Genomic DNA, 16,758 nt, shown 5'->3' with positions numbered 1-16,758 from the left:
CTCTAAGCTATTTCAAAGCAACTTCAACCTTTGCTACTGATACTTCCTTGCTTGCTGATTCAACAGCAACTGGAGTGGGTGTGGTTGAACTCCTTAACCACAGCGCCACGGCGGGAGCCACACCAAGCAATAAGCCGAGCAATACAGGGATGGAGAACCCAGCAGCCACACTTAGTCCGGCGGCGAAGGCAAAGTTAGTTAAATAAACGACTAAGGGTAGATTGAGTTGCGATCGCTCTAATTTAATCGATGTATTTCTCCACAACAATCCTGCCACACTCATAAACAGGGCGCTAGTGCCAAACCAACCTGCATAGTTCTGGTAAGGTGTCCCAAAGAAAGCTCCCGGTTGTTCCCAATACCAGAAGGGCAGAGAAGATTGACTCATAGCTGGCTCAAGGGCAAAATCCCAGCAAGTAAAGAGCAAAGCACCAACGGCTATAGCAGTAATATGGCGTCCCCAACTGGGTTTTTGAGCCACTTTCAAACCAGATATTGCAATTAAATAAGACGACAGCCCAACATAGAACCAAGATAAAGGAATTGTGAAAGGAACTAGCCCCCCAATCTTATAACCCAAGCCACTCAAGTAGCTATAATCACCAAATGGAAAACCTGTACTAGTTCCCAGTAGTTCACTTCCCAAAGAGATAAACATAGCCGGCAGCATAAATGCTAACCAAGTTCCCAATCCCAATGTCCGGTAGGCATAAATAGAGACAGCTATTGTCCCCAATATGATATCAACTACACCGCCACCAGCCATACTTAACTGTATGGCAGTTTCGCCAACCTGCGATAAGTTTAAAATTATTTCAGCATTAGGTACGACCAGTAGCATCCCTACCAATCCAAAGGCTTTTGACACGATATGACCAATGAGGCATACGCGCTCAACGATAACAAGTTGTCTCATAATAATTCCTTAACAAGATGTGACACGCGGCTACTCGGCTGCTAACAGTTTACAAATGTTTAACAACATATTTAAATACTTTGTGCCGCAATTCTCTACAAACTTGTTTGGCTTTCTTGGGAACAGCATAACAGCCTATTGATTGAAGCTATAAGAAATATGATGATAAACCTACTAGTGTAAGCCATATAGTCAAAATCTACATAATTTCATCTGCAAAAACTTCTGGTTTTTTGTCCCACTGATACCCGTATGGTGAAAAACTCTTTTCATCCAGGGATCTGCTTGAGGCAGGACAACCATCATAGATTAACCAAGTCCGAAAGTAAAATAAAGTCTTTAGCTAACTCCGACAGAAGCGCCACATCTCACCCGTTCGTAGAGCGTACATTCGCGTAGTGGGCGACCATAGGAGAAGGAAAGGGTGCGTTTGGTAAGTGTGAAGAATGATACATTTACCCCAGAAAATCACGCCAGGGGCTATGAGGTATACCGTAATCTAGAAGTTGTCGATGAATGACTTCTAACTTAATGACTAACAGACGGCAATTTTTAAAAGGGGTGGCAGCGCTTTCTAGCTTATCTTTAGTTAGTTGTGGCTGGAGGCTGGGTGAAGTCCGTGCTAATTCTAAGACTTCTGGTCAACGTGACCAACTTTATATCTTTACCTGGACGCAATATACTGACAACCAATTACTGAAAACCTTTAGCACCCAAACTGGTATGAAAGTGCTAGCAGATGTATATGATTCCAATGATGTGATGCTGGCTAAGTTGCAAGCTGGAGGCGGTGGGACTTACAGCATCATCTATCCATCTGATTATATGGTGCAGAAGATGGTAAAGAAAGGTTTGTTAACAGAAATAAATCACGATAGCTTAATCGGTTTAGAGAATTTATTTCCCCGGTTTCAGAATCCTAGTTATGACCCCAATAACCGATATAGTATCCCTTTTAATTGGGGAACAACAGGTTTCCTTTACAATTCCGAAAAAATAAAAGATGCACCACAAGACTGGGATTACCTTTGGCAAAACCAAGACCAACTTAATCAGCGGATGACCTTGCTCAATGATGTTCGAGAAGTTATGGGTGCGACGTTACGGATGCTAGGTTATTCTTACAACTCAAAAAATGAACAACAAATCAAACAAGCTTATGAAAAGTTGAAGGTGCTAAAACCTGCGATCGCACGTTTTGACACCGATGCTTGGCAAAATCAAATTTTAGCAGGAGATTTACTATTGGCAATGTGCTATTCAGCAGATGCGGTGAAAATCTCTAAAGAAAATCCTAAACTAAAATATGTGATTCCTCGCAGCGGTTCTTCATTATGGACAGACACTATTGTTATTCCCAAAACAGCCCCCAATTTAGCTGGAGCTTATGCTTGGATTAACATGATTCTGCAACCAGAATTAGCGGCCAAAATCAGTCAGCGTCTGAGTATTTCTACGCCTAATAGTGCTGGATTTGAACAATTGCCAAAAGCAATCCAAAACAATGCTAATTTATTTCCATCAGAGTCGTTTTTAGCAAATTGTGAACGTGTTACCCCTGTAGGAGAATTTGAAGAGGTTTACGATCGCTATTGGACTCAATTAACTAGTAGCTAAAATAGACGCGATTAATCGCGTCTGTACAGGAGTTAGGAGTTATAAGTGGTGAATTTTGAAAAAAACGATATTTCTAAAATAGAAGAATTGCATCGCTTGCGAGGAAACTGGCTGCAACCTTTGGTATTACTTGCACCATCTGGGATTTGGTTATTACTTTTGTTGGTGCTGCCAACTTTGATAATTTTCGAGTTAAGTTTGGTTGCAGACATCCGGCCGGGAGATTTGGTCAATCCCAACGGATTCAAAAACTATATCCGAATATTTGATCCGCTTTATGTGCAAGTAATTGGGCGATCGCTATTTTTTGCGTTTGGTACTACAATAATTTGTTTAATTTTGGGCTTCCCTGTCGCCTATTGGATTGCTCAGATAGCGCCACAGCGTTGGCGAAATTTGCTGCTATTAAGCTTTATATTACCTTTATGGACTTCCTCATTACTTCGCTCCTATGCTTGGATTACAATTCTTCGTCCTACTGGTTTATTGAACAGTTTACTCAGCAATTTAGGCTTGCCTACTTTGGAATTACTTAACCAAAGTCAAGCTGTATTTATTGGCATGAGTTACAGCTTGTTACCTTATATGGTTTTGATTTTATATGCTTCTCTCGAAAAGCTAGACAAGCGGTTGTTAGAAGCAGCGGCTGATTTAGGTGCAAATCCGGTGGAAACTTTTTGGCAAGTAACCGTACCACAAATTTTTCCTGGAATTGCGGCTGCTTCTATGCTTGTATTCATCACAGGCTTGGGGGATTTTGTCGATCCAGAATTACTTGGTGGTGCTTCTAGTATGACGGCGGCGCGGTTAGTTTATAACCAGTTTCTTGGAGCAACGCAAAATTGGGGATTTGGTTCAGCCTTGAGTATGACGTTAATTTTGCTTGTTAGTATTGCGATCGCGCTTTTGATTAAGTTTGGTGAACCTGCACCCAAACTCTAAACTTTCCCTCACTAACCTATAATAAGGGCATTAAACGCCAGCGAGACAACGGTTATGCTCTCACCTGATCTCAAAAATGCGTTACCAACCACTGATGAACTTCCCTGTTCAGACGATACACCAGTGGATAACGTAGACTGAAGGGCTTGGCGAAGCCTAGACCAAAACTTTTTGCCCAACATTTTACTTTTCTTACTCAACTCTATTTGGGCAAATCGCATGGATTGGTACTTCGGAGTAGATATGGGAGTCTATCACACCACAGGAGTAAATCCTAGAGTCCCAGTAGTGCCAGATGCTTTTTTAAGTGTGGGAGTAGAACGCAAAAAGGGTGGCAAATCACGCAAAAGTTACGCGGTTTGGGAAGAAAAGGGGATAGTTCCAATATTCACATTAGAAATGGTATCCCACACCCCAGGAGGTGAATATGACGAAAAGCTAGATATATACCGGAAACTCGGTGTATTATACTACATAATTTATAACCCTGAGTTTTGGCGACGCGACCAACATCAACCCTTTGAAGTGTATAAGTTGATAGATGGAAACTACCAACTACAAATAGGTGAACCCTATTTGATGTCAGAGGTGGGGTTAGGTATTGGGCGACACCAAGCTGTAATTGCCGGAATACAACAGGAGTTTTTATGTTGGTATGATCAGCAAGGAAACCGCTATTTGACAGACGCAGAACAGGCACAACAGGAGCGACAAAGGGCTGAACAAGAACGGCAAAGGGCTGAAAAGTTAGCGCAGTATTTACGCTCTTTAGGTGTAGATCCAAATAATCTACCTGGTAATTAAGACGATATAATTTTCCAAATTATCAATGATTTTTCACCATGAGTAAATGGTTAAAATCATCTGTATTACTGTTCATTAAACCCTTAATTGTAGAGAGAAACTCATGCTCTAAATAAGGCTTGGTCAAGTAAGCCTTTGCACCCAATTCTTGGGCAAGCTGACGATGTTTTTCAGCGCTGCGAGAAGTGAGAATCACTACAGGTATTTTGGCGAAATTAGGGTATTGACGGAAATTGCTCAACAACTCAAAACCATTCATTCGTGGCATCTCTAAATCGGAGACGACAACTTGAATTTCAGGATGTAACTGCAACTTTTCTAGAGCTTCTACACCATTTTGGGCTTGTATTACTTGATAGCCAGATTTTTGCAGAGTCAGAGAGAGAGTCTGCCGCAGACTAATTGCGTCATCTACTACTAAAATAACTTTTGGTGATTTATGATCTGGCTCTTGAGAATAACTGGGTTGGGTTTCTATAGTTGTTGTAGAAGTAGATGCAGCAAGTAATCGTGTAGATGAAAAAGTGTGTCCTGATATCGGCAAGGCTTTTTTATTTGAGGAAGAAGCTATTGGTAACGCCATGATATCAAGTGTTGTTTCTTGGATCTCGTTAGATACCAGCAATGAAGCATCAATCACTAAGATGAGATTACCATTAGCTAAACTACTACAACCATAAATATATTTTGGCGGTGCGATCGCATTTCCTAAAGGTCTAATTACCAGTTCTTGTTCACCAATGATTTGGTCAACTTCTAAAGCAAATGTTCCCTGATTTCGTCGTAGCAAAAGCACCGGATTTTTGGCTATGCTTGGGTCGTGAGTATTTGATGTGTTGTATAAAGTACTACTATTCAAGAATGAACCATTATAATCAATCAACTTTGAAAGTTGACGGAGGCTGACCATAGTCTCATCATTGTCTGTGTTCCAATGCAAGACTTTTTTTCCTTCAATTTCTTTAATCTGTTGTTCAGAGGGAATCAATATTTTTTCGATACTGTCCAAAATCAGGGCATAAACAACACCTTTGGATTGAACTAGCATTAATTTTTCTGTAGTCATAGAAAAAGGAATTTTGAGTATGAATATTGTTCCTTGGTTGGGCAAGGATTCAACTGAAATTGAGCCGTTGAGCGCGTGCATTTGAGTACGCACAATATCTAAACCCATACCGCGCCCAGAAATTTCACTCACTTTATTAGCGGTAGAAAATCCCGGTGAAAATATCAAATCTAAAAGTTCAGATTCAGCCAGATTAGAAGTATAATCTCTAGTTTTGTCTTCAGTTTGTATGGGATAAAATTCAGCAGCTTTTCTGCGAATTCTCTCTAAATTCAATCCCTGACCATCATCCCGAACTTCGATAACAGTTTGGCTACCCTGATGATAAGCGCAGATTTCGATTAAACCTTGTTCTGGTTTACCAAGCTCTTGGCGAACTTGTGAAGCTTCAATACCGTGGTCAAAAGCATTACGCACTAAGTGTAATAAGGGATCGTAGAGCTTTTCTGCGATCGCTTTATCTACTAGTACTGCTGTACCATTAAGTTTCAATTCTACAAGTTTGTCATAAACATTCCCCAACTTATTTACCATGTGGGGAAAGCGATTTAGGATATTGCCCAAAGGCAACATTCGTGCTTCTACTAAGCTATCTATAATATTAAGAGTTAAATTCTCTTGTTTGTCACTAATTTGAGCAGCTTGTGTCACGAGTAAGTCAAGCGACTCTGTGGTTTCTTGTAGTTGTAGTGTCTCTTCTATTGCTTCATGCAATGTCATATGAAATTCTGTATAGACATCCATTTCTAAAGAGTCAAACTTCACTGCAAAATTTTGCGTTTGTTGTAAGGTAATATTTTGTATTTGTAATGGTAAATCACGTAATTCATTTAAAGTTGTTTGGTGTCTAGTTAGTTGCTGTATTAATTGCTCAATTATTTCTTTGACTTGTTCATCTTGCAAACTACGCCGTTTTTGGTAAATCAGCAATTCTCCTGCTAGATAATTGAGGTGTTGCAGTCTCTCTGTATCTACTCGAATAAATGAAGGTTGGCGAAAATTTTTAGTTTGAACATCCTGTAATTTATCTTCTATTTCTATGTTGATTTGTGTAGTTAAATCAGGCATGACTTCAATAGCTGTTTCCGAACCATCTGTAACTACCTGCTCACTGACAGTTAATGAATCAAGCTTTTCTGAAGAATCATCATTCTGAAACGTCACGATTTCAGCAGCAATATTTTGGCTAACTTCTTCTCCCCATATTGATTCTAGGAGGTTATTAGTTGCTTGATCAGATAGAGATTTAGATATTTCTTTAAGAATTAACAGTGTTTGTAACTTGGGACTATCAAGCCAATTTTTCTCCTCGCCAGTAACAGGAAGATAATTTTTATATTCTTGTGCTAATGTATGAATTCGGTTTTGTAATATTTTAATTACTGAGAGGTAGCTGTCAGATGGTTTAATAGAATATTGAAATTTTGCAACTGCGAATAGGATGATTAAGATAATCCCACGTCGATAAATACAAAGACTTTGACTATCTTCTTCCTCTTGGACAAAATTAAGAAACTTTTTCAGCCAGTTTTCGATATAATTAAGTAGACTTTTTCTTTCTAATATGGGAACCAGTAAAGTCAAACTGAGTTCTGGCTCTGGTATTTCCATCTGGTGATTAAACCAGCCAAAAATGTAGCGAATTACTTTTAAATAAAACTTGGCAGTTGTTGGGTTTACGGATTCGTTTTTATTGTGATCAGATGTAGTGAGAAACTGGTAAAATTGTTCTTCATTGACAATAAATGCGCCAGCAGAGGAATTATTTTGTAATTCTCCAGATGACTCATTATTTGCCACTATCGTGAGTTTTCGCAAACCTGGAGAAGTTTCTCCACCAAATGTGCGATCGCCTTCTAATACTAATTGTTGTGCTTGTTGTAAATCTGCAAGGGCAATTTCTGCAATTTGCTGCACGTGCGTGGGATTTGCTTGCAGCGCTAACAGAATTGTTTGGGCTATTTCTCCCAATCCAGGTAAATTTAAAGATTCTGCTAATCCGAAAAACACTTCAGCTTGAGAGTGTAAAAACTCGATAAATTCGTCACTATTTGGTGGATTGTTAACAGCGTCAGCAATACTGTTTAGACGTTGCTCTACTCCCACTTCAAAAACAGACTGTACAATATCAAATCCCAATTCTTCAGAACTGGGAATATGAGACTCAGCACCAAATGCATCGCCCAGTTTTTCTTGCAACTGTGCAAACACTGAAGTTGCTCTATGGAGGAGTTCTTCATCATTAATAGTACTGCCTATTAGCTCGGTATTTAATGCTATGCTCAGACACTCATAAGCTTGTAACAAAAGTGTTTGCAACTCTGCATCAACTACCACTTGTGGATTATATAGAGCCTTAAATACATCTTCTAAAAAATGGGCTATCATCTTAATTACTTCTAGCCCAACATTAGCAGCGCCACCTTTAAGTGTATGAGTAGCCCGCATTAAGTTATGAACTTTGGCAATGCTATAACCTTCCGATAAGCTAAATAGTTCTTGTTCAATAATTTGGACTAATTCTGGAGCTTCAGCCAGAAAGTAGATGTATCCTTGTTCGCGAATTTCGTTATCTGTAATCATAGTTAGGAGTTAGGAGTTAGGAGTTAGGAGTTGGGAGTTGGGAGTTAATTAACCAATTGATTTTTCAGTTCTCTTGACTATTGAACTCAAAATCCGAATGATTTCATCTGCATAGATTAGTTCATTTGTTAAATCAATATTTACTAGATTAGACTGTTGTAGTAAACGTAGCCAGTATTTAGTTTCTCTAGCTTCTTTATAAGCAATATACATTTTTGCCAAGAAATCCTTTCTACTCTGACCCCCACTAGCTTCTTCGACATTTGTGCCAATACTTGTTTCACTGCGTAATAATTGCTTAGAAAGCACATATTCCCGTTGCTCTTGCAGTTTAATATATAGGTGAATAATTTCCAAAACAGATTTAAAACTCTTCTGCTGAATAATACTTTCTGGCAATTAATGTTCTCCTATCTTCAACTCAAAAATTAGAATTATTTAAGGTCAAAGCATTTTCCAAGTTGCGAATCAGATCATGATTTATCTAACTAATGCTTTGACCCAATAACTCCTAACTTTTTTTCAATTTACTTTAAACTTACTAGCAGTTGTTAATAGTTCTTGCGCCATTCCTGATAAACCTTGGAACACAGTAGCAATTTCTTGAGATTCAGCAAAAGTTTTATTAGCAATTTCTGCTACATCTTCCATTGATTTAGTTACTGTTACAGATTGCGCCATTTGTTTTTGAGTCGCTGCGGTAATTCGCTCGATTAGGTGACTAATTTCGGCAGTTGCAGAAACGATCGCATTTAAGTTTTGACGAGTATCACTGACAAGATTTGTACCTTCTACCACCTGCTGAATACCAGTTTCCATCGCTACTGCAACTTCTCCGGTTTCTGCTTGAATCTCCTGGACTAATTTTTCTATTTCGATGGTTGCTGCTGCTGACTGGCGAGATAAAGAACGGACTTCATCAGCTACAACTGCAAAGCCTTTGCCATATTCACCGGCACGAGTAGCTTCAATGGCTGCATTCAGAGCCAGTACGTTTGTCTGTGTGGCAAAATTACCAATCAAATTCACCACTTTAGAGATTTTTTGCGAAGATTCACTGAGGCGTTTAATTTTTTTGCTGGTTTGAGCAACGGTTTCGCGAATTCCTTGGATTGCTTTTACAGTCAGGTTCATGGCGGTATCGCCAGACTCTACAGTTTGATTGGCTTGTTGCACTGCTAGTTGCACTAACTCAGCATTCGCTACTACAGCTTGAGTAGAGTCCACCATCTGTTGAATTTCGCCTAATGCTGCGGTAATTTCCTCAGATTGTTGTTGCGCCAGATTGGTCAGTCCCGCCAGTGAAGCGTCGCTATTGCTAGAAGTTTGGGCAACTTGTTGAGCAGCTCCCTGTACCTGAATAACTATTTGCCGCAGCGCTTGCAGAGTATTATTGTAAGCATCGGCGATCGTGCCTAGCTCGTCTTCTGTAATCGGTGCGCGTACCGTTAAGTTGCCGTTGAGGGCGGGTCTAAGGGCTGTTAGAAGTTGAATAGATCGTTGTTGTAGTAACTCCTTGGCTGCCTTTTCCCGTGCTCCTGCTTCTGCTAATTTTGCTGACTGCGCTTGTACTTGTTGCAAAAATTCAGTCTGTTGTAATCCCAGTCCTAACTGATTACCAATGCGTGTTAATAAGGTGACTTCCGATTCTTCCCAATCACGAGTTCCAGAATTTTGATAAGCTGCCAGCAATCCCCACAATTCTTCCCCAGCAAATACAGGAACAATCATATAAGCTTTGACTTCAAACTGTTCTAACATCTCAATGTGGCAGGGGAAATGACCCACCTGGTAGATGTCATTTACAACAAAGTTTTCTCCTTCAACATATCGACCTCCCTGAGTTTCTTGTAAGTGGGTATCTTCCCAGACAGTTTTGATATCGGGGCCTACCAGTTTTACCCAAGTATGACCTACTGATTCTGCTACAAATTCGCCACTCCAATTAGGGTTGAAGCGATAGACTGCGACGCGATCGCATCGCAGTAATTGCCGTACTTCTTGAGTGGTTGTTTTGAATATTTCTTCTACATCTAAAGATTGCCGGATGCGGTTACTGATCTTGGTGAGAGCTTTCTCTTGTTCCGCTATCTGAGCTAGTTTATCAGATTTTAACCGAACTAATTCCAAATAATCTATCTGTGATTTAGCTAGGCTAAATTGCAAGCTAGTCTGAACCAAAAAGTTCGCTTCCCAAGTTTCCCATTCACGGGGGCTAGAATTTTGATAAGCTGCCAGCAAACCCCATAATTTATCCCCAAAGAATATAGGAACAATTATGTAAGCTTTGGCTTCAAACTGGTCTAAAATCTCAATATGGCAAGGAGCAAGCCCTAGTTGATAGATGTCATTAACGATAAAGTTTTCACCTTTGGCATACCTACCTCCCTTAGTTTCTTGCAAGTAGGTATCGTCCAAAACGGTTTTAATATCAGGGCCTACCAGTTTTGTCCAACCAGTACCCACAGACTCAGCCACAAATTCGCCACCCCAGTCAGGGTTAAAGCGATAGACTGCGACGCGATCGCATTGCAATGATTGACGCACTTCTTGGGTGGTTGTTTTGAAGACACTATCTACATCTAAAGATTGTCTGATACGGTTGACTATCTTAGTGAAAGCTTTCTCTTGTTCAACTATTTGAGCTAGTTGGTCAGATTTCGTCTGCACTTGTTCCAGATATTCCCCTTGTGAGATAGCCACACCAAATTGCAACCCAATTTGAGTCACAAAGGTTTCTTCCCAAGGTTGCCAATCACGAGGTCCAGAATTTTGATAAGCTGCCAGCAAACCCCATAATTTTTCTCCAGAAAATATTGGCGCAATGATGTAAGCCTTCATTTCATACTGCTCTAAAATGTCAATGTGACATTGAGCATGACCCATTTGATAAATGTCATTGACCACAAAGCTTTCACCCTTGGCATAACGTCCTCCTTGAGTGTCTTGTAAGTGGGTATCTTCCCAGACCATGTAAAAATCAGGGCTGACCATTTTTATCCAGCCATTACCCACTGACTCCGCGACAAACTCGCCACTCCAGTCAGGTTTGAAGCGATAGACGCCGACGCGATCGCATTTTAGTAATTGACGTACTTCTTGAGTGGTTGTTTGAAAAAGCTTATCGACATTTGATACCCGCAGAATTTTATCGATGACTTTAGCTACCGATTTTTTTGCTAGTATCCGCTGTTGCTGTTCTTTTTGGAATTCAAAGCTCTGCAATTTGTAGGTCAATTCTGTTGTAATTTGAGATAGTAGGCTAATTTCTACCTCTTGCCACTGTCGCGTTGAATTACAATTATTTACTGCCAGTAACCCCCATACTTTACCTTCTACTAAAATCGGTAAACTCAAACTAGCTTTAATTTGAAACTTCTCTAACAGTTGCTTTTGATAAGGTGTAAGTTGTATCTGATTGATATCGTCAATAACTACAGGTTCTATATAGTCTTGATTGGTATATAAGCCAAAAATAATTCCTGGAATATTTTCGCCTAAAGTCGGTGTCCAACCTAATGTTCTGGATTCTGCTAAAACATTACCTGATTCTAGAGAAGTAAACTGATAAATCAAGGCGCGATCGCAGCCAATCTTTTCTCTAATCTGCGCTACAGTGATTTTGAGTAATGTATCAAGGTCTGGCGCTTGACGCATATGAGTTGCGATGTCTTGTAACTGTCGCCGCCAAATTTTAAATTCCTGAGCGATTGCATTTAATAAAGATATTTCATTGCTAGCAATATTCGCTATATTTGCGTTTCCATTCTGATTTTTTAATTCAGAAATTAGATGATCATTTTCATGGCTATTATTATACAAAAATGTCATGTAATTAACCTCCAAAATTGTGATTTATACTACTTTTATATGTGGCAGATTAGAATTAACTGGTATTTCGTAATTAAGGATTAGGAATTTTCAAAATACTACACGTAACTAATCACCCATTACTAAATGTTCAATTATGAATTCCCCACATGGGAGCTTGGATAATAGTTGTGGCATCCAGATTAAAAATCATATCCTCCGAATCATTAATAAAGTATCCTTGTAAAAAAGGTGATATTTTAGGATAAAATAATTCAGCAGTTGCGGGTTTCATTTCTTTAGTATCCAGCCATTCAATATCTATAAGCTGTCGCACCAATAGTCCCAAATACTTACCCTTATTTTCCAGAACAATCGCCATCATTCTTGAAAGTAAATTTGGTCTTTGCAAAATTGGAGGATAACCTAACATTGCCTCTAAATCTATCAACCAAAGCATTTCACCGCGCCAGTTATAAATACCCAAGACGCTACTGGGCATTTGAGGAACGCCACATATTTCTGGTAATGATACTTGCAAAACTTCTGTGATGTGTTGTAACGAAATTACGGCTGTATCACTTACTCCTAAATTAAAACTTAAAAACTTTTCCTGGGTTTCCAAAATTATTGCTCCTTTATCCTTGATGATTTATCTTTAGCCACTATTTTGAATTATTCTTTAATTTATAATTAGTGACTTTTTGGACATTATTATTTATTAATTAACAGCTTCAACATTCCCACTAATTCCTCTCGAACAATCGGTTTTGATAAATAACCATCAGCGCCCAACATATTACCCCAAATTTTATCTACATCACTATTTTTGGTAGAGCAAAAAACCACAGGTATTTCGCTAGTGTTGGGATTGGTTTTCAGTTCTCGGCAAATTTCAAAGCCACTTTTCCCTGGTAAAATTACGTCGAGAAATATTAGGTCTGGTTTATTTTTATCTATTTTATCTTGGGCCTCTTCACTACTTGTGGCGCTAATTACAGAATAACCTGCCTGTTGTAAGTAACGGCTGATTATTTCCATATCAGTTAAGCCATCTTCAACAACTAAAACAGTATTCATGGCAATTACTCGTTAAACTTTTCTCAGAATGTAAACAAATTAGACATACAAATCCTAAATGATTCCTCAACTAAGACATGGAAGGGACTAGAGACTAGCCCCTAACCCCTTTCACATAACTAATATTTCATAACTCAAATAGGACTGCCATAAATACAAAAACTTGTATTTATCTAATTTTGATTCAATCTTTATGTATCAACCTCAGAAAAAGTACGTAATAAATATAACTTAATATATATTGAACATTAAATAGTTTTGTCACCTCAACAATTGAATTTTTGCTGAAGTGTAAAAGTCTATGAGTTATAAATTTTGGTTATGGCTATTCCTAATAGGTTTATATTCAGGAATGAAGTTTTCAAGCTAATGGAATTATCTGATGAATAATCGTAAATTAAAATTCCTAATAGACCATTTATCAAGTAATTATTAAACTTGTAGTGTCTATTAAAGCGGAACCTAACGTACCAAAAAACACATGATAGATGGCGGCATTTTTATTTATTTTTTACTTGCAGTATCAACGTAGCATTGCTACACACCCACTCTACGCTTAATATTTTATTTATAAATAGCCTCTAATTTTCTCTAATTACAAATGTCTAAATTAGATTTATTCTTGTCGATGGATACACTCGGTGTAGGTAAATATTTACGTACTATAGCCATCACCTTATCAGCGACTACAGGTTTAGTGAGAAAATCTGTAGAACCAACTACTTTGGCACGAACTCTATCCAAAAGACCATCACTGCCTGTTAATATAATTATTGGTGTGTTGGCAAAGGTGGATATTCGTCGCAACTGAGTGCAAATTTCGTAACCACTGGCAACTGGCATAATCAAATCCAAGAAAATCAGGTCTGGTTTATCTTGAATGAGGGTTGGTAGAGCCTGTACAGCATCTTGAATCTTGACAAACCTTAATCCATTGGAAGTGATAATATTCTCTAGCATTTTACATACCTGAGGGCTATCATCGACGCAAGCTATTAGTGGAGCAGGCCGCTTCTTTGGTTGTGTGGTGGGAGAGTTATTGTTGACTTCAGTAACTCTTAAGGGCAAGTCAGGTACTTCCACCAATTCAATGATTCCTTTAAGAACATAGGAAAGCAACGAACGCGTGAGTGGCAGTACATTGTGCTTCATTTTCACGGCTAAATCTCGCAGAGTAGATTTGCCGTTGATTAAATTGACAAGGTTTTTGTAGACAAATGGACTTACCATCTGCTGGAGTTGTTCTGGTCGCCGCAAAACTGGTGCTAAGTCAGGAGAAAAATTTGCTAAACCAGCTTCTGACCAAATTTTCCACGAGTCTTGCATATGCTTTACAGACATTTCTGCACTTGTGAAACTCATTGGAGTTTCTAAAATAACTTCTTGGCTGCGATTGCAACTTATAGAGGCAAAATTTCCTTGCATAGCTAGGTCAAATAATAGTTCTGCTATCGTGTTATCGACAATAGAGTTAATCTGTTCCCGTTGGATTTTCTGTTTTTTATAGAATATTTCTAAAAGGCGATAATCCCAGTAATCGATTGATAGGTCTTGCAAACACAACTGCAACTTATCAACATCAATCTGGGGACAATTTTGAGCCATATGTCTACGCCAGCGTCGGAAGGGATGAGTTCCCCCTGTTGCCCAAACTATCCGTCCCAGTCGATAGTAAAAAGTCCATTGGCTGCCCTTTGAACTCTTAATATTTAATTTGCCATTGTATTGCAACTGAGTACAAATTTTAAATTCATTCATTAGATTATTTGGAATAAGTTCCTGATGGGGCATAGTTTGTTCCTTTTATTAAAAAGCTAGCCATTAAAAACCGAGATTAGTATAGCAGGCGCGTAAATCCAGCTATCATCTCAATTAACAAGATAATTGATTAAGCCCTTTGTTAAAGGTAGGCAACACTTGCGCCACAATGTACTAGCTATATAAGTAAATATGTAAATAAGTACAAATGAGTTGGGTATATAGCAGTCTAAATCAAGATTATTAGAACCAAGGTAGATGAGAAGATAGCAAAACTATTGTTAATAAATAATTTATCCAGTATATATTTTTGCTTGGCAGACTTTAGTTTTCTGCTAATATTTATCACTCAAGTAGGTTGCCATAGTCCACATCATAATTAATTCAGTATTGATATATCATTTTAATATTTATAATACTGATTTATATCCGTATAAGTTCTGAATTTTTGTTTAAAAAAGTTAGCAGTCTCTAAAGAGTTTTGCTTTATTTATTAAGATCAACAATAAATGTTATAAATATTTATTTAATTTTACTATTTTTAGTTATGCTAGATAATGTGAGCTTTTTTAGGGAATATTATTCTTAAAAAAGGCGTGCTACTAAGACAAGTAGCAGCCATATTATATAGAGTATTTATTTAGGAAAATTTCTTTAAGGTTGGTTGTGGTTTTGATAGCTCATAATAGCTGCCCTGAGATTACTTTGATGTTCTGAAAGAAGCCGATCGCCCTCTTCTTTTTCCAAACCAGTCCAGTGCATTAATAGCGCTAGCTTAACCCATTTACCACTGCGTTCTAGTAAAAAACCAGCAGCTTCCCGACTTAAGCCTGTGAGGTCTTGCAAAATTCGCAAAGCGCGATCGCGTAACTTTTGATTTGTTACCGCCACATCCACCATCCGATTGCCATAAACTTTGCCTAGCTTGACCATCACCCCAGTGGAAAGGATATTTAAAGCTAACTTAGTGGCTGTACCAGCTTTCAGGCGAGTTGAGCCAGCGATTATTTCTGGCCCTGTCAATAGGCGAATGTCAATATCGGCATCACAGTTAACTTGTTCAGTGGGAACACAGGCGATAAAAATAGTTGTGGCTCCTCGCACACGAGCAGCATGAAGCGCACCGTGGACATAAGGCGTTGTCCCACCTGCGGTAATGCCGACTACTACATCTAGTTGGGTAATGTGTCGCCCAGCGATCGCCGCCTCACCATCTTCGATGCTATCTTCTAAATTTTCTGAACTGCGTACCAGCGCACCTGCACCACCAGCAATAATCCCCTGTACCAACTCTGGGGGCGAACAAAAAGTAGGTGGACACTCAGCAGCGTCTAACACCCCTAACCTGCCACTTGTGCCGGCACCAATATAAAATAGGCGTCCGCCGTGGCGCAAACGCTCTGCTGTGCTATCAATAGCCTCTGCCAACTGAACTTTCGCCGCCGCCACCGCCGCGACTGCTTTTTGGTCTTCGCTATTAAACAGCTCCACCAATTCCAGAGAACTGAGCTGGTCTAAGTTCAGACTGTTAGGATTTACCAGCTCGGTTAAAAGATGCCCGCGTTCCTGCAAGTTTGTCATTTGTCCTCTGTCATTTGTCCTTTATCCTTAGTCATTAGTCATTAGCAACTGACTAATGACTAATGATTAATTACAACAATCCTTCCAATTTACGACGCATCTTCTCTAGTTCAGAATCAGATAATTCTGGTTCTTCTAGTGGCTGTTCATTGAGGGGGAAGGTGTCTTCAACAGTATCCTCCTTCTGGGCATCTGCTTGCCAGTCAGTTTCTTCCACGTTCAGTTCCGGGGGAGTGACAACTAAATTGCTGTTTTCTGGGATGATTTCCCATTCATATCCAGCACTTTCGCAAAATTCCTTAATTTCCTCAGCATCAATTGGCTCTGGTGTAGGTGAGGGGAAATCCTGAGCTTCCAGCATCAGGGCAAAGCGCGTGGCGTCGTCTTCTGACTCGAACATCAGAATTTTATTGCGATCGCCCTCCCGAATCGTGTGAATCCCCTCATTTTCCGTTCGAGCATTAAAAATTAACACAAAAAGACGCATTGGTGTAATCATCTGTCTTTTTTAAGGTCTATTAATATTAAAGTTCTAGGTTGTGCCTCAGCGAAAGTCACAGGAACAATTTATTTTCACTCTATTCAGATTTTCCTGAAAACG

At 39.1% G+C, this 16,758-nt stretch carries 11 protein-coding genes and 1 pseudogene; 3 read left to right on the top strand and 9 right to left on the bottom strand.

Going from position 1 to position 16,758, the window contains the following annotated elements; translation table 11 throughout:
• Positions 1-7: 7 nt before the first annotated feature.
• A complete protein-coding gene (gene cruF, locus V7K46_RS26720; protein WP_335118567.1) occupies positions 8-916 on the bottom strand; it encodes a gamma-carotene 1'-hydroxylase CruF in 909 nt (302 codons plus the stop codon).
• A 531-nt stretch (positions 917-1,447) separates the two neighbouring features.
• Between cruF and V7K46_RS26715 the strand changes: the two genes are divergently transcribed.
• From V7K46_RS26715 to V7K46_RS26705, 3 genes and pseudogenes are all read left to right on the top strand, one after another.
• A complete protein-coding gene (locus V7K46_RS26715; protein ID WP_335118808.1) occupies positions 1,448-2,533 on the top strand; it encodes an ABC transporter substrate-binding protein in 1,086 nt (361 codons plus the stop codon).
• 48 nt (positions 2,534-2,581) lie between these two features.
• Positions 2,582-3,475 (top strand): ABC transporter permease, encoded by an 894-nt coding sequence (locus V7K46_RS26710; protein WP_335118565.1) that lies wholly within the window; start codon positions 2,582-2,584, stop codon positions 3,473-3,475.
• Between the two features lie 54 nt (positions 3,476-3,529).
• Positions 3,530-4,279 (top strand): annotated as a pseudogene (locus tag V7K46_RS26705) (Uma2 family endonuclease).
• A 22-nt stretch (positions 4,280-4,301) separates the two neighbouring features.
• Here V7K46_RS26705 and V7K46_RS26700 read toward each other — a convergent pair.
• The 8 genes from V7K46_RS26700 to V7K46_RS26665 all read right to left on the bottom strand — a co-directional run bounded on the left by V7K46_RS26700 (position 4,302) and on the right by V7K46_RS26665 (position 16,656).
• On the bottom strand, positions 4,302-7,928 hold the full coding sequence (locus tag V7K46_RS26700) for a hybrid sensor histidine kinase/response regulator (protein WP_335118563.1): 3,627 nt from the start codon (positions 7,926-7,928) through the stop codon (positions 4,302-4,304).
• 48 nt (positions 7,929-7,976) lie between these two features.
• Positions 7,977-8,327: a four helix bundle protein gene (locus V7K46_RS26695; protein ID WP_335118561.1), complete on the bottom strand. Its 351-nt coding sequence runs from the start codon at positions 8,325-8,327 to the stop codon at positions 7,977-7,979.
• 123 nt (positions 8,328-8,450) lie between these two features.
• The gene (locus V7K46_RS26690; RefSeq protein ID WP_335118559.1) at positions 8,451-11,759 is read right to left on the bottom strand and encodes a GAF domain-containing protein; all 3,309 of its coding nucleotides are present in this window, start codon (positions 11,757-11,759) and stop codon (positions 8,451-8,453) included.
• A 130-nt stretch (positions 11,760-11,889) separates the two neighbouring features.
• Positions 11,890-12,363, bottom strand: a complete 474-nt coding sequence (locus V7K46_RS26685) for a chemotaxis protein CheW (protein ID WP_335118557.1) — start codon at positions 12,361-12,363, stop codon at positions 11,890-11,892.
• Between the two features lie 89 nt (positions 12,364-12,452).
• Complete coding sequence (locus V7K46_RS26680) at positions 12,453-12,818, bottom strand: response regulator transcription factor (RefSeq protein ID WP_335118555.1); 366 nt, start codon at positions 12,816-12,818, stop codon at positions 12,453-12,455.
• Positions 12,819-13,409: 591 nt separating this feature from the next.
• Positions 13,410-14,609: a response regulator gene (locus V7K46_RS26675; RefSeq protein ID WP_335118553.1), complete on the bottom strand. Its 1,200-nt coding sequence runs from the start codon at positions 14,607-14,609 to the stop codon at positions 13,410-13,412.
• A gap of 621 nt (positions 14,610-15,230) precedes the next feature.
• Entirely contained in the window at positions 15,231-16,157 is a 927-nt protein-coding gene (gene murQ, locus V7K46_RS26670) for an N-acetylmuramic acid 6-phosphate etherase (RefSeq protein WP_335118551.1), read from the bottom strand.
• A gap of 70 nt (positions 16,158-16,227) precedes the next feature.
• Positions 16,228-16,656 carry a DUF3110 domain-containing protein gene (locus V7K46_RS26665; protein WP_334723735.1) on the bottom strand — a complete coding sequence of 143 codons (429 nt, stop codon included), beginning with the start codon at positions 16,654-16,656 and terminating at the stop codon, positions 16,228-16,230.
• Positions 16,657-16,758 lie beyond the last annotated feature (102 nt).

It is taken from the genome of Nostoc sp., assembly GCF_036917395.1.
In the GTDB taxonomy this organism is placed as follows: domain Bacteria; phylum Cyanobacteriota; class Cyanobacteriia; order Cyanobacteriales; family Nostocaceae; genus Nostoc.
This window is presented reverse-complemented; position numbering and strand designations above follow the sequence as displayed.